Genomic DNA, 19935 nt, shown 5'->3' with positions numbered 1-19935 from the left:
GTGTCCCGCTGGTGGCTCATCTCGTCCCTCCAGTCACTTGCTCGATCAGACGTCGGGTCTGATCTGGCCCGAGCGCCCGTGCGCGAAGGTGATCGAATAGTCGATTGTAGGCGTTTACGTCGTGAGGCTCTTCCAGGTAGATACTCCCCCTCCAATACTCAAGGTACACAACGTCTGGATCTGAGAGTTTTGGAAACTTCAGGATGCTGAAGCCCCCGTTCATTGCGGGATGAGCTCCGCTGGAGAAGGGCAGCACCTGGATGTTGATGGAGTTCTGCGACGACAGTTCGTGCAGGTGGCGCAGTTGACGATGCATGAGTCCTTCCTCGCCCACCGCGCGCCGAATGACCGCCTCGTTCAGCACCATCCACATCTCGGGTGGGTATGCGGACTTGAGTACCTCTTGACGCTTCATCCGGATCGCGAGGCTGAGGGCCAACTCCTCCTCAGAAGGCAGGGCCGGTTCCGCGCTCATGATCGCGCGCGCGTACTCCTCCGTCTGGAAGAGGCCGGGTACGTACTCGGTCTCGTAACCGGTGATGGATGACGCGTCCTCTTCGAGGCCCACGTAGCTCTGGAAGTATTCCGGGATCGTGTCGGACAGCTTGTCCCACCAGCCGCGTTTCCGCGCATCGCGGGCGAGTTGGAGAAGCACTTCCCTTGTGTGCGCCGGCACCTCGTAGATCTCCAGCAGCATGGTGACATCAGCGATCCGCGCTCCCACCGTCGCTGCCTCGATGCGGGTGATGGTTGGTGCCGAACACCCCATCAGCTCCGCGACCGTCTCGCGGGACATCCCCTTCTCCTTGCGCAAGCCGCGCAATACCGCGGCCAGGCGGCGCTGTCGTGCTGATGGGCTGCGCTGAGCTGTCATCTCGTCTCCGGGAGAAACGTTATCGATCTTGGGGGCAAAACTGATCGGCGTGCATCCTGCCAACTATCTTGCACTTAGAGTAGTCATCAAGGCACACTCTGCGAGGGGCAATGCTTGAACAGGGCCAGGTTTCTCCGCCCGGCTTCCTTCGTAGCGAGGGCACGGTTGTTGTGGATCAGCACGACGTACAACGTGTGTCAGTACCCCCGACCTGCTGGATCGGTGCCGCACATGAAGGGCGGTTGGATCGATGCGACGCAAGCGAACCCGAGCCACGCAGCCGACGGCGACCCGGGAGCACGAGCAGTTCCACCACCTGACGCGACTGGCCTGGGGTCTGTCGAAGCGCGGCCTGGCCGTTTCGGTGCAGTTGCCGAGGCGCGATGAGCCGTGCGTCGCGGTCCAGCGGGTGTCGGGGCCGTTGCTCGTACGGGCCTCTCTTCAGGGCGAAAGGTGGGTGTTCTCGTGGGGGCGAGGCCGGGACCGGTGCGTGGACGCGCGGGACGAGGCCGCGTGCGAGCGGGTGTGGGAGGTGGCGCAGTGAGGGAGCGTGCACTGGTGGACCTGACGGTTCCGGGGAGCGCGGCCTGGGTCTGCCTGGTTCGCTGCTGGGTGGCAGATGCCCTGACGGTGGCGGGGCATCGCGAGGTGGACGGCGCCCGGCTCGTCGCGAGCGAACTGGTGGGGAACGCCGTGCTGCACACCGGGTCCGGGCGGCCGGGCGGGCTGGTGAGGGTGAAGGTCTTCGAGATCAGCGCCGCGACGGCCAGGGTCGAGGTGATCGACGAGGGGGCGGCGACCGTTCCTCTTCCCCGTCGGTCGGATGACGATGACTGCGGTGGCCGGGGGCTGTGGCTGGTTCAGCAGACGGCGATCAGTTGGGGAACCCGGACCGTGCCGCGGCGGTGGAACCTGGTGTGGGCCGAGGTGTCCACGCTGGACGTGCTCGACACGCCTGACCTCGGTTCATCGCCCCGACGCCGACCAGGCTGAGCCGGACGCCTAGACGTCCACCACGGCCTGCGCCCGCCATATCCCGTCCACCCAGCCGAACCGCAGGTTGTGCGTGCCGACCGCCTTCGGCATCGCGCCGATCCGCTCCACCGTCTCCAACGGGACCGTGGCCAGCCGCGCCTCCACCCGCTCCACCGGAAACTCGGTCGGCTCGTCGATCGACATGTCCACGGCCAGGCGGCCGAACATCTCGATCTGGTAGATCACCTCTTGCAACACCGCGACGAGCACCTCTTCGTCGCTCTCCTCGGTCACCACGAAGGTCACGCTGTCGTCGGGCCGCGCCCCCTTGATGTCGGCGAAGCTCTCCACCAGGCCCCGCATCGCCTCGGCCAGGCAGCCTTCCCTGGAGTCCGCCCAAGCCTCCACCGCGACGTCGGCGGGATGCGGCACCACGCGATGACCACCCCGGCTCATAACGCCACTTCAGCAGATGCCCGCGCCGCCGGGAATCCCCTGACCTTCAAGAGTTCATCCCGATTCCCCCGGTGTGTCCGGGCCCGCTTCGCCCGCGAGGTCGCCGCGCTCACGTTTTGGTCCTAGCGTTCCACCATGGACCTACTGCGATACGTGGCCTTCAGTGAACGAGCTGACGGAGGAAACCCCGCTGGAGTCGTCCTCGACGCCGGCGGGGTCGGCCCTGAGAAGATGCTCGACGTCGCTGCGGAGGTCGGCTACTCGGAGACCGCCTTCGTGACAGAACGGACCGACCGGACGCTCGCGGTTCGATACTTCAGCCCGAAGGTGGAAGTGCCCTTCTGCGGCCATGCCACCATCGCGACGGCAGTGGCCTTCGCGGACGCGCACGGGCCCGGAGACCTGCTCATGCACACGCAGGCCGGGCCGATCAAGGTGACGACTTCGGTGAACGCGGCCGGACACACCGTCGCCACCCTCGTCAGCGTTCCGCCACGCGTGGAAGCGCTGGATGACGCGCTCCTTGAGGATCTCCTGTCGATCCTGGGCTGGTCGTCAACCGATCTGGACTCCGGCCTGCCTCCCAGAGTGGCCAACGCCGGCGCTTCTCATCCGATCATCGCCGCCGCCACTCGTGAACGTCTCGCGGATCTGACCTACGATTTCGAAGCCCTGGCCGCGCTGATGGCCGAAGCCGGCTGGACGACGGTCGACCTCGTGTGGCGGGAGCGGGTCGATGTGTTCCACGCCAGGAACCCCTTCCCTCCAGGAGGTGTGGTGGAAGATCCGGCGACCGGTGCCGCCGCGGCGGCGCTCGGTGGCTATCTGCGTGCTCTGGAACTCCTCGCGCTGCCCGCGAACGTGACCGTGTACCAGGGCCATGACATGGGCCGCCCGAGCACCATCACGGTGTCGGTACCCGCGGATCCGGCGATCGGCATCTCGGTCACGGGGACGGCGGTGGCGCTGTGACCGTCGCCTTGAGGAGTGCTTGACGAGGTCTTCCTCTGGCGGCAGCGCCGGCTCGTGCGTACTCCCGGACCGTGCCGCGGCGGCGTGAGAACTACTTCTCCATGCGCTTGGCCAGCGCCCGAACCGTCTTGATGTCGTCATCCGTGACGTCGGTGCTCTGGTCCTGCGCTTCGTGGCTGACGATCACTTGCCCCACCTTGCGGTTCCGCACGGTGTCCAGGCCTTTGGGTTTCAACCAGGCTGACGACAGGGGAGTGGTGTTGGGGCCGGACGACTGCTGGGCCTGGAACTTGTCGTGGGCTGATTCGAGCTTGATCGCGTCGTGCCAGTTGCGGACATTCCAGAAGAAGAGGTTGAGCCCGAGGAGCACCCTCGACAAGCTGGAAGCCTGGTCTGAGAGGTTCTGGTGGATGCGTGTGCCTTCGTCGATCTGGGTCGTGGTGTACTTGGCCGAGTGCTTGCGAAGTTCTTTGGCGGCCTTGTCGTACTCGTCCCATAGGGTCGTTATGTAAGTGAGCCAGTCATCGAATACCTGTTGCTGCGACGACATATATTCCGTGTCGGCCGCCAGGCCCTGATAGTGGCCCACGAGATTGTCCAGGTGTACGTGGATGTCCGCGGGCTGCCTTGATGAGCTGCTCTTCCAGTTCCTGCCGCGCCACTACCCATGCGCCGAAGGCGAGGTCCACCGCCTCTGACTCTTGGTACGTTCCATGCTTCTCGGAGGGATTCTCTGACACGGCGTTCTCCTGTCGTGTGACCGCCCTGGGGCGAACGAGCGATAGATGGCTCGGATCAAAGAGGACGGGTGGCAACAGCATCGTCGTTCCGCCGAGAAGCCCTGTCAACGGTGTGGAATGGCCGTATGGGAATATGGCGAATCGGTTGGGGTGAATTGCGGGCATTTGAGTGCTTCCGACGCTCCTGCCGGAGCGCCGGTGCGGGACGCCCGCGAAGGCGTCCCGCACCCTCCTCCGAGGAGGCAGTTCCTAGTACTCCCGTTCCTGGTGCTGGCAGTACTGGCGCTTCCAGCCGCCGCCCTTCTTCTTCGACTGCTTGCAGTAATAGCACCGCTTGTTGTTCTCGGTCATCCACTTGCACGGTGCGCCGGCGCTGGTGGACGCGCAGTTCCTGAGCGAGGTCGCGCTGTCGGCGCTCTGCGCCTGCGCGGCGGCGGAAGGGACTAGAGCGGCTGCCGCGAGGGCACTGATGGCGCATGCTTCTTTGAGCATGGAGCCTCCCCGTTGCTCGTTGCCTCCTTCTCATCGTGCCCCGCCGGAATGGAAGAACGTCAAGGCGCGGGACGGCATATTTTCTTGGCCGCGAAAATAAGGCCCGACGCTCAAACATGAATCGCGCGGACGGCGCCCGTTCCACAAGCGTGTCTTTACCGGCGATCCGCTTTCCTTTTCCTCCGGCGCCGTGAAGGTGCGTCAGACGCAGGTCAAGAGGGTCTTGCCGAGGGCGGTGCGGGCGGCGATGGCCGCGTGCGCGTCGGCCGCGCGCTCCAGCGGGAACGTCTGCCCGATGTGCGGCCGAAGGCGTCCCGCCGCGGCCTCGGCCAGCGATCGCTCGATCAGCTCCCGTACCCGGACGGGTTCCGGCGCGCCGTCCGTGATCCCGATCAACCGCACGCCGCGGGCGGCGGCCTCCTCGGCCGTGAAGTCGGCGAACGTGCCACCCGCCGCGCCGTACGCGAAGAACCGGGCGCCGCTCACCGCCGCATCCAGCGCCTGGCGGCCGAGCGGGCCGCCCGCCCCGTCGAACACCGCCTGGACGCCGCCGGTCAGGTCGCGGACCCGGTCGGCCCAGCCCTCCTCGGTGTAGTCCACCGCCTCCTCGGCGCCGGCCTTGCGCGCCAGGTCCAGCTTGGCGTGCCCGCGCGCCGCCCCGATCACCCGTGCTCCGGCGGCGGTCGCGAGCTGGGTGATGACGACGCCGAGGCTCCCGCCCGCCGCCGTGACCAGCACCGGGTCGCCCGGCCGGATCCCGGCCCGGTCCACGACCCCCATCCCGGTCGGCCCGTCGTGCAGCAGCGCCAGCGCCTCGTGCGGACCGAGCGCGTCCGGGATCTCCACCAGGGTCTCGGTACGGGCGACCGCCTTGGTGGCGTACCCGCCGACCGGAGCGAGGATCGGGCTGCCCTCGTGCACGGGCTTCCCGGTACGGGCGACGACCCGCCGGCCGGTCCATCCCGGGTCCACGCCCTCCCCGATGGCCACGACCGTCCCCGCCACTCCGTCACCCGGCACGTACGGCGGCTCCACCGGGAAGAACCCCTGTCCCCAGCCCGCCCTGAGCTGCGTGTCGAGGAACAGCACGTCCACGGCGACCACCTCGATCAGGACCTGCCCGGGCCCGGCGACCGGATCCGGCGCGTCCCGCGCCACCAGCACCTCGGGGTCTCCGAACGTGGTCACCTCGACGACTCGCATGCCACTCGCTCCACTCTGTCTTCCAGTCACTGTCCCTGACAGCCTGCAACCTCGACCGAAGTTGAGGTCAACAGGTGAGTCTCCGCGCCGGGAACCAGCGACCGCAGCCGGGCGGGACAGACTCCGGCCGGCTGCGGTCGCCGTCGGACTCAGTGCTCGGTCAGCACCGTCGCTCCGGTGAACGACTGAGCCGCGTGCAGGCTCACGTAGTGGTAGCCCTCCGCCGGGTTGGTGACGGTCAGGGTGTGCGCGTTGCCCGCGCCCGTCGCCCGCTGCGTGGAGGACGAGGCGGTGGCCCAGGAGGTGCCGCTGTAGTAGAGGTCGGCGTCGCCGGTGCCGCCCGACGAGGTGATGGTCAGCCTCGCCGTCCCCGCCGGCACGTACAGGTAGAGGTACGCGTAGTTGCCCGTCGTCGCCGACAGGCCGCCGCGCCGGCAGTTCTGGCCGAGCTCGCGCGGGTCGGCGCCGGTGCACTCGGCGCCACCACTACCGCCGCCGCCGACCGAGCCCAGCCAGGTGCGCCAGTCCGTGTCGTACCGGCTGCCGATCGTGCTGGTCAGGAAGGTCCGCGCGGTGTTCCACGCCCCGGTCCGGTACGCGCGCAGCACGGTCTGGACGTCGGCCGGGTGCCGCTCGTACAGGTAGCGGACGGCCAGGTAGCCCCACCGGTAGACGCGGGTGGAGTCGTGCGCGTACGTGGTGTTCCACAGCGTGGACAGGGCGTACGTGCCCTTGGCCGCCTCGGTGACGGCGGCGTCGTAGGTCAGCTTGCGATACCCGTACGACACGTACTCGGCGAAGCCCTCGATCCACCAGATGGTCGGCGTGCTGATCCCGGCGGTGAAGTCGCCGTACATGTTGAAGCGGCCGTCCAGGTAGTGGGTGTACTCGTGGTTGAGGTTCCAGATCTGGAAGTCGGGACGCAGCCATTCGGCCTCGTACGCGATGAACCTCGGCTGGTTGCCGGCCGCCGCCGGGTCGCCTTCCAGGTACATGCCGCCGTTGTTCGTGTCGATGCCGAACATGGCGCCCGCGTACGTCCGGTAGTCGGTGCTGGAGTCGTACACCACCACCTCCAGCGTGGTGTTGCGGTCGTCCGCGACCGGGCCGCTGTCACGCGCCAGGTTGTGGAAGTACGCGTCCTGCCCGGCCAGGCTGGCGCAACTGGCGGACAGCTGCCCGGACGTCATGTGCTGGGCGCGGATGCGGATGCCGGAACCGCAGGCCTGCGTGATCGGCAGCACCTCGGCCGCCAGCCGGTTCCGCAGGTCGCAGGTGCCGTAGGACGAGCAGTTGGCGCGGTCGTAGAAGTCGGCCATCTCGGCGACGCCCACCCACAGGGGGGCGGTGGCGCCGGTGATCGACGAGCGGCCGAGCAGGTCCCTGGCCAGCGGCCGGACGGTCGTCCGCAGGTCGGCGTGCTGGAGGAAGCGGCCCAGCTCGCGGCCCGCGTTCGAGACGAGGTACGACCGGTCCGTGCCGAGGAGTGACAGGTGTCGTGTCGCGAACGCGTTCAGCGTGTCGAGCACGCCGCGGTCGGCCCGGACGGCGCTGACGAACGCCGGCAGCTGGTGGCCCCGGAACAGCACGGTGTAGACGTTGTTGACCGCGTTCAGCATCGGCCAGGAGGCGTCGTACGTGCTGTCGTAGCCGTCGAGCAGGCGCTTGACCACCCACAGGTAGCGGTCGTTCTGTTGGGCGCTGTCGATCAGCGTGACCGCCTCGGCCAGCACCTCGCCGTTGGCGTCGCTCACCGTGAAGGCGCGCGGGGCGCCGAAGAACGCGTCCAGCCCGGCCATGACGGCGGTCCGCAGGGACGGGCCGTACGCGCCGACGTCCGACGGGTTGTACCACTGGACGTAGTAGCCGGCCCGCAGGTAGAGGACGAGCTGGGCGGTCCCGGCGCTGTTGTCGCCCGGGTAGTTCACGCCGTCGTCCCTGAGGGCGTACGCGACGCTGGTCATCTGCGCTTCGCGGAAGGCGTGGTACGCGTCCGCGCCCGTCAGGGAGAAGAGCGTGTTCACGCACTCGGTGGTGGACGCCTTGATCTGCCGCACCAGCGCGCCGCCGGTGCGGCCGGTGAAGTCGCCCACGGAGCAGGCGGCGGCCTTGAGGGTCCTGGCGGCCGGCTCGTCGTAGTCGCGGCGGAGCGCCTCCTTGGACGCGGGCAGCGGCGCCCGGTCCTCGACGGCCAGGGATTCCTTCCGTACGTGGTCGTCGATGGTCGTCGTCGTGGCCGCGGCCGGCGGCGGTTCGGCCGTGACCGACGCGCTCGCCGGCATGGGCGCCGCGAAGGGCAGCAGCAGGGCTGCCAGGACTAACAGCTTTCGCACGAGAACCTCCGGGGGGTGACGCATGGATGCGAGGCCGCCCTGAGTGTGGAAGCCGTTGCCGAGCCGCGGTCATACAGCCGGGCATAAGAGTTGCGTATGCCCTAATTTCTGGACATGGACCTCGATCTCAGGCACCTCCGGATGGTCTGCGCGATCGCCGACACGGGCAGTGTGACGCGGGCGGCGGCGCGTCTCGGCCTGTCCCAGCCCGCGATGACCAACCAGCTCAGGAAGGTCGAGGCGATCGTCGGGGGCGAGCTGTTCGTCCGCAGCCACGCGGGCGTCGAGCCGACGCCGCTGGGCCGCCAGGTCGTCGCCCGCGCCAGGATCGTCCTGTCGGAGCTCGACACCCTCTTCGGCGACCTGCGCGACGCCGGCGAGACCGCGGGGCTCCAGCTGGGCTGCATCCACCTGGCGTGCGTGGCCGGCGTCGTGGACCGGGTCGCCGAGGAACTCCCTGGCCGGCCCATCTCGCTGCGGATCGAGCCGTCCGCCGTGCTGCTCGCCGAGGGACTGGCACACGGGCGGCTGGACGCCGCGCTCATGGGCATGATCGAGGGCTTCGACGTGCCCATGACCGCCCCCGTGGTCACCCGCACGCTGATCCCGCGCCATCCGATCTTCGTGGCGCTGTCGGCGGGCCACCGGCTCGCGGGGCAGGCTGAGATCGACCTCGCGCACCTGCGGGGCGAGCGCTGGATCAGCCCGCCGGGCGCCGAGGACGGGTCGCTGGCCGCGCTGCGCGCCTCCTGCCGGGCCGCCGGGTTCGAGCCCGACGTCCGCTACGACGCGCCCAGCGGCGCCGGTCGCCCCCTGGTCGCGGCCGGGCACGGCGTCCGGCTCGTGGACCCCACCTGGCCCGCCGCCGAAGGCACCGTCGTGCGTCCTCTGGCGGGCGAGCCGCAGGTCGCCAGGCTCGTCGTGGCGTGGCGGCGGGACCGTCTCAGCCGCGACGCGGCCGCCGCCGTCTATCGCGGCCTGGCCCGCGCCTTCATCGACCACGTCGAGGACAACCCGGTCTTCAGCGCCTGGTGGCACGCTCACCCGGAGGCCCATCCGCTGCTGTGAGGACCTGGCGTCGTGTGCTCTCTGACGACTATGATGATCTAGCTCAGGTCCAGCCTGTCGTTTCACGGTAGGGAGCACCCGACTGTGGCTGGTGCGGCGACTCCCGGCGCCGGTGCGCCGCGGCTGATGGCGGTGCCCGCGTTCGTGGGCCGCGAGTCCGAGCTCGCCGCGTGCCGGCGGGCGCTGGCCGGGGAGCCGGCGATCGTGCTCGTCGAGGGAGAGGCCGGGGTCGGCAAGAGCCGTTTGCTGCGGGAAGTCCTGGACCGCGGCCTGGTGGCCTTCTGCCCGCCCTTTCGCGAGCCGTACACGCTGGGCCCGATCGTCGACGCGGTCCGCCAGGCCGCCGGCAGCGTCGCGGGGCTGGGGCTGAGCGCGCTCGCCGGGGCGCTGCGGCCGCTGTTCCCCGAGTGGGCGGACGGGCTGCCGCCCGCGCCTGAGCCGCCCGAGGACGCCCGCGCCGCCCGCCACCTGCTCTTCCGCGCGCTCGACGAGGTGCTGGACCGGCTGCGGGTGTCGGTGCTGGCAGTGGAGGACGCCCACTGGGCCGATGAGGCCACGCTGGAGTTCCTGCTGTTCCTGGCCGCCCGGCACCCGTTGCGGACCGGCCTGGTCGTGACCTACCGCCCGGACGACGTGCCGCAGACCTCGTTGCTGCTGCGGCTGTCGTCCCGGCTGCCCGCGACGGGGCTGCGGCTCACGCTGGAGCCCCTGGACGTGGCGCGTACCGGCGCCCTCGTGTCGTCGATGCTGGACGACGAGCCCGTCTCTCCGGCCTTCGTCCAGTTGCTGCACCGGCACACCGACGGGGTTCCGCTGGCCGTCGAGGAGTCCGTGCGCCTGCTGTACGAGCGCGCGGACCTGACCCGCAGGAACGGGGAGTGGGCGCGGCGCAGGCTGGCGAGGATCGACGTGCCCCCGACCGTGCGTGACGCGGTTCTCGAACGGGTCGCGCGGCTGAGCCCGGCCGCGCGGTCCGTCCTCCGGGCGGCGGCGGTGCTGTCCGCCCCGGCGGACGAGGCCACGCTCGGCGCCCTGCTCGCCGCCCCGGCCCGGCATCCGGACGCGCCGGCTCGGGACGGCTTCACCGCTCCGGGCGGTCTGGCCGAGGCGCTGGCGTGCGGGCTGTTGCGCGAGGACGACGGGTCGCTGTCGTTCCGGCACGTGCTCGCCTCCAGGACGGTGTACGAGGCGATCCCCCCTCCGGACCGCCGGGCGATGCACCTGCGGGCCGCTCGCGTGCTGGCCGCGCGGACGCCGCTCCCCGTGTCCCAGCTCGCCCGGCATTCCCGCGAAGCCGGAGACGTGGCGAACTGGAGGCGCTACGCCGAGCGGGCCGCCGATCTCGCGCTGGCCACCGCCGACGAGGCCCACGCCGCGTCGCTGCTGTACGACCTGCTCACCCATCCCGAATCGCCCCCGGCGGACGCCGCCCGGCTGGTCGCCAAGATCCCGTTCCCCTCGTTCACCGGTGACGACCGCTTCCACGGGCTGGTCCGGAGCCTGCGGTCCGCTCTGGAGTGGGACGCGATGCCCCCGGCGGACGCTGCGGAGACCCGGCACCAGCTGGGCCGGGTACTCGTGATCATGGAACAGTACGAGGCCGGCCGGGCCGAGATGAAGAAGGCGGTCGCGCACCTGCCGCCCGGCTCCCTGAGCGCCGCGCTGATCATGACCTACCTCGGCTGGCCACGCGGGCCGTCCACCCCGGTCTCCACGCATCTGCGCTGGTTACGCCGCGCGGCGGCGGCCGCCGAGTCGGTGCCGGCGAGCGACCGCCTCAACCTCCTCGTCGAGCGCGTCAGCGCGCTGCTGCTGATGGGGGAGGAGGAGGGGTGGGCGGAGGCATCCCGGATACCTGGTGAGCCGGCCGACGCGGAGGAGTCCCGGCACATCGGGAAAGGTCTGCTGAACCTGGGAGACGCGGGGGTGCGCTGGGGACGCCACAGCGATGCGGCCCGCTATCTGGCGCAGGCCGCGCGGCTGGCCGAACGTCACCGGTTCCGTCGCATCAGAGAACTCGTCCGGGTGACGCGCCTTCACCTCGACTGGTTCGAGGGCCGATGGCGGGGGCTGGCCGGGCGGGCCGCCGCCCTGGCGGAGCACGACGAGATGCAGCCGGTGACGAGGCTGGAGGCCGTCCTGGTGGCCGCGCTGCTGCGCGCGGCGGCGGGCGACGCCAAGGCAGAGGAACGGTTCGAGCACGTGCTGTCGGATTGCCGCCGCCACGGTGCCGTGGAGCTCCTGGCCGAGCCGGCGGCTGCCCTGTGCCGACTTCTGCTCGCGCGCGGAGAGACCGGGGAAGCCCTGCGGGTGACCGACGAGCCCATGCGACAGGTCGCGGACAAGGGCACCTGGCTGTGGGCGGCCGACCTCGCCCCCGCCCGAGCCGCGGCGCTGGTCGCCGCCGGACGACCGGACGAGGCCGCCGACCTCGTCGCCGCGTTCGCCGGTTGGGTGCGCGGGCGGGACGCGCCGGCGCCTCGGGCCGGTCTGGCGCTGTGCCGCGCGATCCTCGCGGAAACGCGTGCCGAGCCGCGACAGGCCGCGGCCGCGTACGGTCGCGCGGCGGACGCCTGGCAGCGGCTTCCCCGGCCCTACGACGCGCTGCTCGCCCAGGAGCGGCAGGTCGCCTGCCTGCTGGCCGCCGGTGAGGCCGAGACGGCGCTTCCCCTCGCCCGGCAGGTGCTCCAGGGGCTGACCGGCCTGAACGCCCGCGCGGCGGCGGAGCGGCTGGCCGGTCTGCTCCGCGTCCACCAGGTGGAGGTGCGCGGGCGCGGGCGACGGGGCTACGGCGACCAGCTCTCGCCCCGCGAGCTGGAGGTCGTCCGCCTGCTCGCCACCGGCAAGACCAACAGGGAGATCGCCGCCGTCCTGTCGCGATCCCCGAGGACGGTCGCGGCACAGGTCAACTCGGCCATGCGCAAGCTCGGTGTCAACTCCCGTACGGCACTCGCGGTCGGCGCCGTCGAGTCCGGGCTCGTGTCCTGACAGCGACCTGCCGTCTTCCGTCATTTATTAGGTCATCCAACCCATGACAAGGGTTGTGGACTCACCGAAGCTCACAGCGTGAAGTCCTCTCCGAGCGAACTTCGGGATGACTCTCCGGACGATGAGGACGCGCCGCCCGAAGACGAGACCGGCGAAGAAGCCGGCGAAGAGTACGAACCGCTCTGACACCCCCCAGGAGAACCCCCATGAAGATTTCCCTAGGCGTGCGCCGACGATGGCCGGTCGCGGCCCTCGCGGCGCTCGCCATGGCCACGACGGCTGTGCACGTGCCGCCGGCCGCAGCCGAGAAGGTGCAGAAGGAGCCGGCCGCGCCGGTCACCCTCGACGGCGTCGAGCCGGGCGAGCACGAGATCACCCTCATCACCGGTGACAAGGTCACGTTCACCGACGAGGGCGGCGGACGCTACCGCTTCCAGACGGAGGCCGCGCCCAGGCCCGGCGGCGCCATGCCCTCCTTCCACGGCCAGGGCGGGCCCGACGCCTTCTACGTCTACCCCGACGACGTGCTGCCCGCGATCGAGTCGGGTCGCGTCGACCGCGCGTTGTTCGACGTGAAGTACCTGGCCGAGCACGGCTACGCGGACGACACCTCCACCCCGGTGATCGTGCAGTACCCCGAGGCCGCTGAGAACCGCCGGGCCGCGGCCGACGCGCTCCCGGCCAGCGCGCCGACGGCCACGCTCGACAGCATCAACGGCGCAGCCTTGGCCGTGCCGCATGACCGTACCGCCGCGTTCTGGACCGCCGTGCTGGACCGTACGCCCGAGGGACGGGTCGCGAGCACCCTCAGTGCGGGCCTCTCCAAGGTGTGGCTCGACCGCAAGGTCGAGGCCGACCTCGACTGGAGTGTGCCGCTGATCGGGGCGCCGCAGGCGTGGGCCGCCGGTTTCGACGGCACCGGCGTCAAGGTCGCCGTCCTGGACACCGGGATCGACGACACGCACCCGGACCTCGCCGGCAAGGTCACCGAGGCCCGGTCGTTCGTCCCCGGAGCCGAGACCGCGAAGGACGGCCACGGCCACGGCACCCATGTCGCCTCCATCATCACCGGCACCGGGGCGGCCTCCGGCGGCAAGCACAAGGGCGTCGCGCCCGGCGTGGAACTGGTCGTCGGCAAGGTGCTCGACGACGGCGGCAGCGGCGAGTGGAGCGGCGTCATCGAGGGCATGGAGTGGGCCGCGTCCAGCGGGGCCGACGTCGTGAACATGAGCCTGGGCGGCGATCCGACCGACGGCACCGACCCGATCAGCCAAGCGCTCGACACCCTCACGGCCGGCACCGGCACGCTGTTCGTCGTCGCCGCGGGCAACTCCGGCGAGGCCGAGAGCGTCGGCACGCCGGGCGTGGCCCGGTCCGCGCTCACCGTCGCGGCCACCGACAGGGACGACAAACTGGCCCCGTTCTCCAGCCGCGGCCCGCGGTCCGACGGCGCGCTCAAGCCGGACATCGCGGCCCCCGGCGCGGACATCGTCGCGGCCCGCGCTGCGGGGACCAGCATGGGCACACCCACCGGCGACTCGTACACCTCCGCGTCCGGCACGTCGATGGCCACGCCGCACGTCGCGGGCGCGGCGGCGATCCTCGCCCAGCGGCACCCGGACTGGGAGGCGGGCCAGCTCAAGACCGCGCTGATGAGCACCGCCGAGGACGTGGGCGGGACCGTCTACGAGCTGGGATCCGGACGGCTGGACCTCGCCACCGCGATCACCCAGCGGATCCACGCCACCACTCCGAACCTCGACTACGGCCACGTCGAGGCGGGCACCGCGCCGATCAGCAAGGAGATCTCGTACGTCAACGCGTCGGACCAGCCGGTGACCCTCACCTTGACCCCCGACCTGGCGAACACCGCCGGCGAGGCGGTCCCGGAGGGCATCCTGGCGGTGGACGCGACGCTGACGATCCCGGCCGGCCAGACGGCCACGGCCACCGTCACGATGAACGCGGCCGATCTCGCCGAGGGCGCCTACACGGGTGCGGTCACCGCGACCGACGGCGGCGGCACCCGGCTGACCATCCCCGTCGGCCTGCTCCGCGAGCCGCCGAAGGTCCAACTCACCATCCGAGTCCTCGACCGTGAGGGCGCACCGGCGGCGCCGGCGGTTCTCGGCATGCTGGACGTCACGGGCGGCCGCGGCTCGCTCGGCCGCCGCCTCCGGGCGGAGTCGCCCGGCGTCTTCACGGCCATGGTGCCGCGTAGCGTCTACAGCGTCACCGGGGCGTTGGCCTGGGTCGACCCGTCCACGTACCTGACGCACAGCGCCTGGCTGCTGGCGCCGGAGTTCGAGGTCTCCGGGGACGCCGAGATCACCCTCGACGCGCGTGACGCCCGCGAGATCCGCTTCGGCACGCCGGAACCGTCCGTCCCGTCACCGGAATCCCAGCGGTACACCTACGTCCAGGAGACGCTGGCGGACGGCAGCATCTGGTACCACGGGACGAGCTCCGCCCCGTTCGTCCGTCACTGGGCGACGCCCACGAAGAAGACCACCAAGGGCAAGGTCTCGCTGACCACCAGCGTGGGGCAGGCGGCTCCCGAGGTGACCATGAAGGTGCGCGGACGTGACGGGTTCGCCCTGCACCCCGAGGTCTTCCCCCACGTGGGCGACATCGTCAGGAACTACGGCGTGAAGCACGTCCCCTTCACCGGCAAGCTGACCGCGAAGCTGGTCGACGTCGGGATCGGCACTCCGGAGAAGCTGGCGGGGCTCGACCTGCGCGGCAAGCTGGCGCTGCTCGACGACGAAGGCAACTGCGGCGGGCGTCCGGAGCGTTTCCACGCCATCCGCGACGCGGGGGCGGCCGGCATCCTGATGTGGCCGTCGGGGCCTCTCTACTCCTGCGGCCTGGGGCCGTTCATCCCCCAGCCGGTGTGGATCCAGCCCGATGACGGCGTGACGGAGATCGGCATCCCCTACGTGTCGGTGTCTCCCACCGAGGCCCGCGCGTTGCGGGAGCGGCTCGCCAAGGGCGCGGTCAGCATCGACGTGCACGGCAGGCCGCATTCGCCCTACGCCTACGGGCTGCACCACACCGAGCGGGGCCGGGTGCCCGCCAAGCTGTCGTACGAGCTCACCGGCCGGCAGTTCGCGACCATCGACGCCCGCTACCACTCCGAGACGCCCACGGCCTACCAGAGCGAGTCGTGGCCGGTGGCGAAGTCGGACGTCGTGCCCATCCCGGCCGTGCTTCCGCAGATCGCCGCCCCGGGCGCGCGCGTCGAGTACGTCGGCCCCATCGACCCCGAGGCGGTCGTCGTACGCCAGACGAGCAGCGAGCAGTGGTCCCTGCTCCGCGCCATGCACGTCTTCCGCAGGCCGGCCCGCCTCACCCACCACTGGAACGCCGGCCCCTTCACCCCGAGCGCGTCCGTCGTGCCGGACGACGTCTACCGGACGATCGACCCCGCCGGCAGCGGGCAGAGCGTCGGGATCTGCTCGGTCTGCCGGCAGGGGGACGCCCTGTGGCCTCTCTACACCCGTACCGGGGCGCAGGGCCAGCTCGGACAGCCCGTGATCGGTGGCATGCGCCTCTACAAGGGCGGCACGGAGATCCCGCTCGGCATCGCCGCTCAGCTGCCCGCGTTCAACCTCCCCAAGGAGGCGGGCGACTACCGGTTGACCCTCGACGACGCCGAGGCCAGGACGACGGCGGAGTGGACCTTCCGCTCCCGGACGGTCACCGAGGAGGCCAAGCTGCCCGGCTACGACTGCCTGGGCGCGCTGGCCGGCGTCATGGACCCGTGCCGGCCGGAGGCGGTCGTGTTCGTCGCCTACGACCTGAGCGACAGCATCGGGCTGGACAACAGCGTGCCGGCGGGAAGGCGGCACACCTTCGACGCTGACGTCTACCACTCGCCGACGACCGCCCGCACGTCCGCCGTAGCCGGTCTCAAGCTGTGGACCAGCACTGACGACGGCGTGACCTGGGCTCCGGCCGACGTCCGCCGGGGCCGCGGCGGCGCCTACACCGTCTCGGCCAAGTATCCCCGCCTGTCCGCCACCAAGGGCGCGGTGAGCCTGCGGGCCGAAGGCTGGGACGCCGCGGGCAACCGCGTCACCCAGACCACCCTGCGCGCCTTCACCCTCCGCTAGCCGGGTGAACCGACGCTCCTGCGGGCTCCGCATCCAGCGGGGCCGCAGGAGCCGGGTGTGGGGGAACAGCACGTTCACGGCCGAAGCCGAGGGCGAGACAGAGAGGTCACCGGCCTTCGACGAGCCGGAATGCCCGGCCCCGGGCGCGCGCTCAGGGCACTCGTTAGGTCGGCCACGAACTCTGTCGCTGCGGACCTGGGTCCCTCGGGTCGTTCCGCTTCACTCCGGCGAGCCCAAGATCGCGCTGAATTCCGGTGCGGCCGAGTGGAATTCCTGGATGTCTGCGGGACCGAGGACTTCAATGGTTTCGCACGCATAACCGCGGGAGACGGTGATGGGACGCACACCGGCTTCCCCAGGTACAAGTGCGGATGGCGGAAGGTGATGGCGGACGCGACGACTCTGAATCGCATACTGCTGGACCTCTATGGCGTTCACCGGTCCGACCCGGACTGGCTGGAGAAATCTCTCGCCGTGCTCACGGATGACTGCGAGGTCGTCAATATTCCGCTCGGCGCCACCTTTCACGGGCCTTCCGGGTACGCCCGGTTCATCCAGGCGCATCAGAAAGCCGATCTCTCGCCCATCTGGAGACGGTGCTCGACCAGACCGCGGCAACACTTCAGGCGCATGGAGCCGCCGTAGAGACGATGGAGGTGCTCTTTCTCGAACTGTTCGCGATACGTGGGCAAGTGGCTGCTGACTTCTGGAAAGAAGTGGTGGTCGACGCCTGCCGCCGCCATCCCCTCGTACATCTTCTCCATCAAGATCTGTTCACCTTCCGCGCGTTCAGCAAACCACGTGGCTATGCGGGGGATGCGGTGCTGCTCGACTTCATGTATGCGGCTGAGGACTCGTCGACGCCGCCGGAATGGGAAACCGGCTCCCTGCTGGGCAAGCAGATCTGCCATTACACCTCCACCTTTTCGCAGGGAGCACGGGCTGCCCGGTCTCGCCGACGCGTGATCATCGACACCCTGAACCGGTGTGCGGCCGGCGACTCAGCGCCGTCGGTGCTCTCCCTGGCCTGCGGGCATCTGCGCGAAGCCAGATACTGCCCCGCCCTCCGGCAGGGGAGTCTGGGCCGGTTCCTCGCCGTGGACCAGGACAAGGAGAGTCTGGCCGTCGTCTCACGCGAACTGGCGCCATGGGGAGTCGTCCCGCTGGCGGCCTCGGTTCGGGAGATCCTCAGAGGCGACGTGGTTCTGACCGGCTTCGACCTGGTCTACGCGACCGGTCTGTATGACTACCTCGCCGAACCGGTGGCGCAACGGCTCTGCGAGCGCCTCTTGCGCATGCTCGATCCCGGTGGGCGCTTCCTGATCGCCAACGTGATGCCCACCTGCACCAGCGCCGCCTACATGGAGGCGTACATGGATTGGTGGTTGCTGTATCGAACCGAGACGCAGATGCTCAAGCTCGCCGAGACCTTGCCGGACAAGGACGTCGAAAAGATCCGCGTCTTCACCGACAACCTGGGGCAGATCGTCTTTCTGGAGGTGGAGAAGACGGCCTACGGGTAGCTGACGCCCGACCGCAGCTTGCCGCTGTAGAGCTGCGGCACGGTGACCAGGTGGTAGCCCCGCTTCTTCAGCTCCCTGATGACCTCCGGCATGGCCTGGACGGTCTGCGGCACCGTGTCGTGCATCAGGATGATGCCGTCGCGCTTGGCCAGGCTGAGCACCTTGGCCTTGATCTTCTTCTTGTCCTTCAGCGCCCAGTCGTGGGTCGTGCCGGTCCACTTCACCTCGGCGAGGTCCAGCTCGTCGGCGATGCGCAGCACGCGCTCGTCGGTGTGGCCGAACGGCGGCCGGAACATGGTCGCCGTCAGGCCCGTGGCCTTCTTGATGGCCTGCTGGCCGGCCTTGATGTCGTCGAAGATCTCGTCGTCGAGCCGGGGCGTCAGCGAGAAGTGGGAGTAGGTGTGGTTGCCGATCGCGTGTCCTTCGGCGAGCGTCCGCTTCGCCAGCGCGGGGCGCTGGTCGACGTACTTGCCCGTCAGGAAGAACGTGGCCTTGGCGCGTTCCTTCTTGAGGATGCGCAGGAGCTTCGCCGTGCTCTTGCCCGGGCCGTCGTCGAACGTCAGCGCCAGACACTTGACCTCGGCACAGTCGATCTTCGCCTGGGCGGTGGTGGCGGGGGTGCCGCTCAGCGCCAGCGACCCGGCGAGCAAGCCATGAATCAGCACAGCCAACACCCTACGGCCCGTGCCTCCACGTGTTCGATCATGCTCGGGAGAAGACGCAGGTCGCGGACTCTTGGACCGTTTTTCGTTATCGACCCGTGTCAGGCGAACACCGTCACCAGACGGGTGAACTCGCTCGCGACGTCCATGCCGTCCCACACCCGGTGGAAGCTGAGCGCGTCGCCGAACGGCACCATGCGGTCGACGCCCCGCCCCGCCAGGGCGTGGGCCAGCTCCATCAGCTCCTCGCGGGAGAAGCCGAAGTGGGTCATCGTCTGGTCGCGCCGTCCCACCAGGGGGATCAGCTCGGCCAGGGAGCCGAGCCTGGCGTGCGCGAACGTGCCGGCGCCGAGCCAGCGCCGGGGCGCGGTGATCGCGGTGGCGAGCGCGAGGGCGTCGTCGTGGAGGTCGGCCGCCCGTTCGTAGGCGGCCACCCGCCGCTGCACCGCCATGGCCGCGTCGACCGCCCACCCGCGCCGCTCGACCGCGAGCGCCAGGCAGGCGGCGAAGGCGGCGCGGGCCGCGTCGCAGTCGGCGCGCGACCCGACCCAGAACGCCGTGCGCGGCGAGGAGCAGGCCGCCTGGTCGAACCAGTAGGAGTCGTTCACGAACCCCTCCGCCACCGCCGCCCGCGCGGCGCGCGGCGCGCCCAGCCACGCCGAGGCCCGCACCACCGCGAACGACGACCGGTCGGGGAACGTCAGCTCCCGCGCGTGCGGGGCCAGCGGATGCCGGCGGATCTCGTGCGCCGCGCGGTCGCCGCCCCAGATGACGCGCAGGTCGCAGGCCGAGGAGAGGGCGGCCGTGATGGTGGGGGAGCGGTCGTAGCAGATGATCCGCTGGGTGGCGGCCACCGCCGGGTCGGCGTCGTCGAGCGCCTCCTGCAGCGCGTCGACGATCGTGGCGGCCATGGGACCCGCGCGCGGGGACAGCCGCACGACGTTGCGGTTGCCGGTCAGCGCCGACAGCGCCCACGAGTAGACGAACACGGTGTCGACGTCGGCGGGCGGGACGTGGAACGCCAGGCCGCGCGGCATCCGTACGTGATCACCGCGCAGCGCGTCGATCGTGCGCAGCAGCTCGCCGGGACGCAGGAAGGAGCCGAGCATGCCGAGCTCGGGATGGCGGCGCGCGAGCGCCGGGCGGAGCAGCAGCCGGCCGAACGCGACCAGGAAGTCGAGGATCCGGTCGTCGCCCACGGACAGGCGGCTCCCGGCCATGACCTCGTCGAGCAGGTGGTCGACGGTGACGGGCGGACCGGCGGGGAACCTGACGTCGAGCATCACGTCACCGCCCGGCCGCTGACACCCACCACGTGCATGCACTCTCCGTGTTGAGAACGCAACGAAGTGTAGTTGAGCCGGGCGTCAACTGAAACCGCGACCCCTGGGCGAGTAAGGGAAGCGTATAAGGACGCGTGGCGCTGATCGGCGACTGCGAAGGTTCGACGGGGCGCGCCAACCGCACGGAGGGACACCATGCACGATTCCAACCACTGGTACGGTCACTCCCGCGTTCCCGGCCGGAAGCGGGT

General features: G+C 70.3%; 14 protein-coding genes. 7 read left to right on the top strand and 7 right to left on the bottom strand.

Annotated elements, in window-relative coordinates; all coding sequences use genetic code 11:
- Positions 1 to 16 precede the first annotated feature (16 nt).
- Positions 17 to 874 carry a helix-turn-helix domain-containing protein gene (locus ABD999_RS32035; RefSeq protein WP_271274723.1) on the bottom strand — a complete coding sequence of 286 codons (858 nt, stop codon included), beginning with the start codon at positions 872 to 874 and terminating at the stop codon, positions 17 to 19.
- A 250-nt stretch (positions 875 to 1124) separates the two neighbouring features.
- On the opposite strand from ABD999_RS32035, the gene ABD999_RS32030 reads away from it, so the two are divergent.
- Both ABD999_RS32030 and ABD999_RS32025 read left to right on the top strand, forming a co-directional pair.
- Entirely contained in the window at positions 1125 to 1418 is a 294-nt protein-coding gene (locus ABD999_RS32030) for a hypothetical protein (RefSeq protein ID WP_271274724.1), read from the top strand.
- Complete coding sequence (locus tag ABD999_RS32025) at positions 1415 to 1867, top strand: ATP-binding protein (protein WP_271274725.1); 453 nt, start codon at positions 1415 to 1417, stop codon at positions 1865 to 1867. The genes ABD999_RS32030 and ABD999_RS32025 overlap by 4 nt, the downstream gene beginning before the upstream one ends.
- A 9-nt stretch (positions 1868 to 1876) precedes the next feature.
- Here ABD999_RS32025 and ABD999_RS32020 read toward each other — a convergent pair whose 3' ends face one another.
- Positions 1877 to 2284 carry an archease gene (locus tag ABD999_RS32020; RefSeq protein WP_271274726.1) on the bottom strand — a complete coding sequence of 136 codons (408 nt, stop codon included), beginning with the start codon at positions 2282 to 2284 and terminating at the stop codon, positions 1877 to 1879.
- Between the two features lie 156 nt (positions 2285 to 2440).
- Here ABD999_RS32020 and ABD999_RS32015 point away from each other — a divergent pair, with 156 nt between their 5' ends.
- Positions 2441 to 3277, top strand: coding sequence for a PhzF family phenazine biosynthesis protein (locus tag ABD999_RS32015; RefSeq protein ID WP_271274727.1), 837 nt, complete (start codon positions 2441 to 2443; stop codon positions 3275 to 3277).
- 91 nt (positions 3278 to 3368) lie between these two features.
- Here ABD999_RS32015 and ABD999_RS32010 read toward each other — a convergent pair whose 3' ends face one another.
- The 3 genes from ABD999_RS32010 to ABD999_RS32000 form a co-directional block, all read right to left on the bottom strand.
- Positions 3369 to 3866, bottom strand: coding sequence for a hypothetical protein (locus ABD999_RS32010; protein WP_271274728.1), 498 nt, complete (start codon positions 3864 to 3866; stop codon positions 3369 to 3371).
- Between the two features lie 844 nt (positions 3867 to 4710).
- Positions 4711 to 5712 (bottom strand): zinc-binding dehydrogenase, encoded by a 1002-nt coding sequence (locus tag ABD999_RS32005; protein ID WP_271274729.1) that lies wholly within the window; start codon positions 5710 to 5712, stop codon positions 4711 to 4713.
- Positions 5713 to 5861: 149 nt separating this feature from the next.
- Positions 5862 to 8045, bottom strand: coding sequence for a M9 family metallopeptidase (locus ABD999_RS32000; protein ID WP_271274730.1), 2184 nt, complete (start codon positions 8043 to 8045; stop codon positions 5862 to 5864).
- Positions 8046 to 8159: 114 nt separating this feature from the next.
- On the opposite strand from ABD999_RS32000, the gene ABD999_RS31995 reads away from it, so the two are divergent.
- From ABD999_RS31995 to ABD999_RS31980, 4 genes are all read left to right on the top strand, one after another.
- Complete coding sequence (locus ABD999_RS31995) at positions 8160 to 9113, top strand: LysR family transcriptional regulator (RefSeq protein ID WP_148036868.1); 954 nt, start codon at positions 8160 to 8162, stop codon at positions 9111 to 9113.
- Between the two features lie 84 nt (positions 9114 to 9197).
- Positions 9198 to 12101: an ATP-binding protein gene (locus ABD999_RS31990; protein WP_271274731.1), complete on the top strand. Its 2904-nt coding sequence runs from the start codon at positions 9198 to 9200 to the stop codon at positions 12099 to 12101.
- A 206-nt stretch (positions 12102 to 12307) separates the two neighbouring features.
- On the top strand, positions 12308 to 16216 hold the full coding sequence (locus tag ABD999_RS31985; protein ID WP_271274732.1) for a S8 family peptidase: 3909 nt from the start codon (positions 12308 to 12310) through the stop codon (positions 16214 to 16216).
- A gap of 596 nt (positions 16217 to 16812) precedes the next feature.
- Positions 16813 to 17739, top strand: a complete 927-nt coding sequence (locus ABD999_RS31980; RefSeq protein ID WP_271274733.1) for a class I SAM-dependent methyltransferase — start codon at positions 16813 to 16815, stop codon at positions 17737 to 17739.
- Here ABD999_RS31980 and ABD999_RS31975 read toward each other — a convergent pair.
- Positions 17730 to 18404 (bottom strand): polysaccharide deacetylase family protein, encoded by a 675-nt coding sequence (locus tag ABD999_RS31975; RefSeq protein ID WP_219545155.1) that lies wholly within the window; start codon positions 18402 to 18404, stop codon positions 17730 to 17732. The two genes, ABD999_RS31980 and ABD999_RS31975, sit on opposite strands and share 10 nt — an antisense overlap.
- A gap of 98 nt (positions 18405 to 18502) precedes the next feature.
- The gene (locus ABD999_RS31970) at positions 18503 to 19684 is read right to left on the bottom strand and encodes an acyl-CoA reductase (protein ID WP_271274734.1); all 1182 of its coding nucleotides are present in this window, start codon (positions 19682 to 19684) and stop codon (positions 18503 to 18505) included.
- Positions 19685 to 19935 lie beyond the last annotated feature (251 nt).

This window comes from Nonomuraea ferruginea (genome assembly GCF_039540635.1).
In the GTDB taxonomy this organism is placed as follows: domain Bacteria; phylum Actinomycetota; class Actinomycetes; order Streptosporangiales; family Streptosporangiaceae; genus Nonomuraea; species Nonomuraea ferruginea.
The sequence above is the reverse complement of the archived record's forward strand: the minus strand, read 5'-3'. Positions and strand labels throughout refer to the sequence as shown.

What these genes read in the sequence shown, in the direction of transcription:
- ABD999_RS32035 (WP_271274723.1), bottom strand. Translation starts at nt 874, where the DNA reads ATGACAGCTCAGCGCAGCCCATCAGCACGACAGCGCCGCCTGGCCGCG.
- ABD999_RS32030 (WP_271274724.1), top strand. Translation starts at nt 1,125, where the DNA reads ATGCGACGCAAGCGAACCCGAGCCACGCAGCCGACGGCGACCCGGGAG.
- ABD999_RS32015 (WP_271274727.1), top strand. Translation starts at nt 2,441, where the DNA reads ATGGACCTACTGCGATACGTGGCCTTCAGTGAACGAGCTGACGGAGGA.
- ABD999_RS32005 (WP_271274729.1), bottom strand. Translation starts at nt 5,712, where the DNA reads ATGCGAGTCGTCGAGGTGACCACGTTCGGAGACCCCGAGGTGCTGGTG.
- ABD999_RS31995 (WP_148036868.1), top strand. Translation starts at nt 8,160, where the DNA reads ATGGACCTCGATCTCAGGCACCTCCGGATGGTCTGCGCGATCGCCGAC.
- ABD999_RS31985 (WP_271274732.1), top strand. Translation starts at nt 12,308, where the DNA reads ATGAAGATTTCCCTAGGCGTGCGCCGACGATGGCCGGTCGCGGCCCTC.
- ABD999_RS31970 (WP_271274734.1), bottom strand. Translation starts at nt 19,684, where the DNA reads ATGCTCGACGTCAGGTTCCCCGCCGGTCCGCCCGTCACCGTCGACCAC.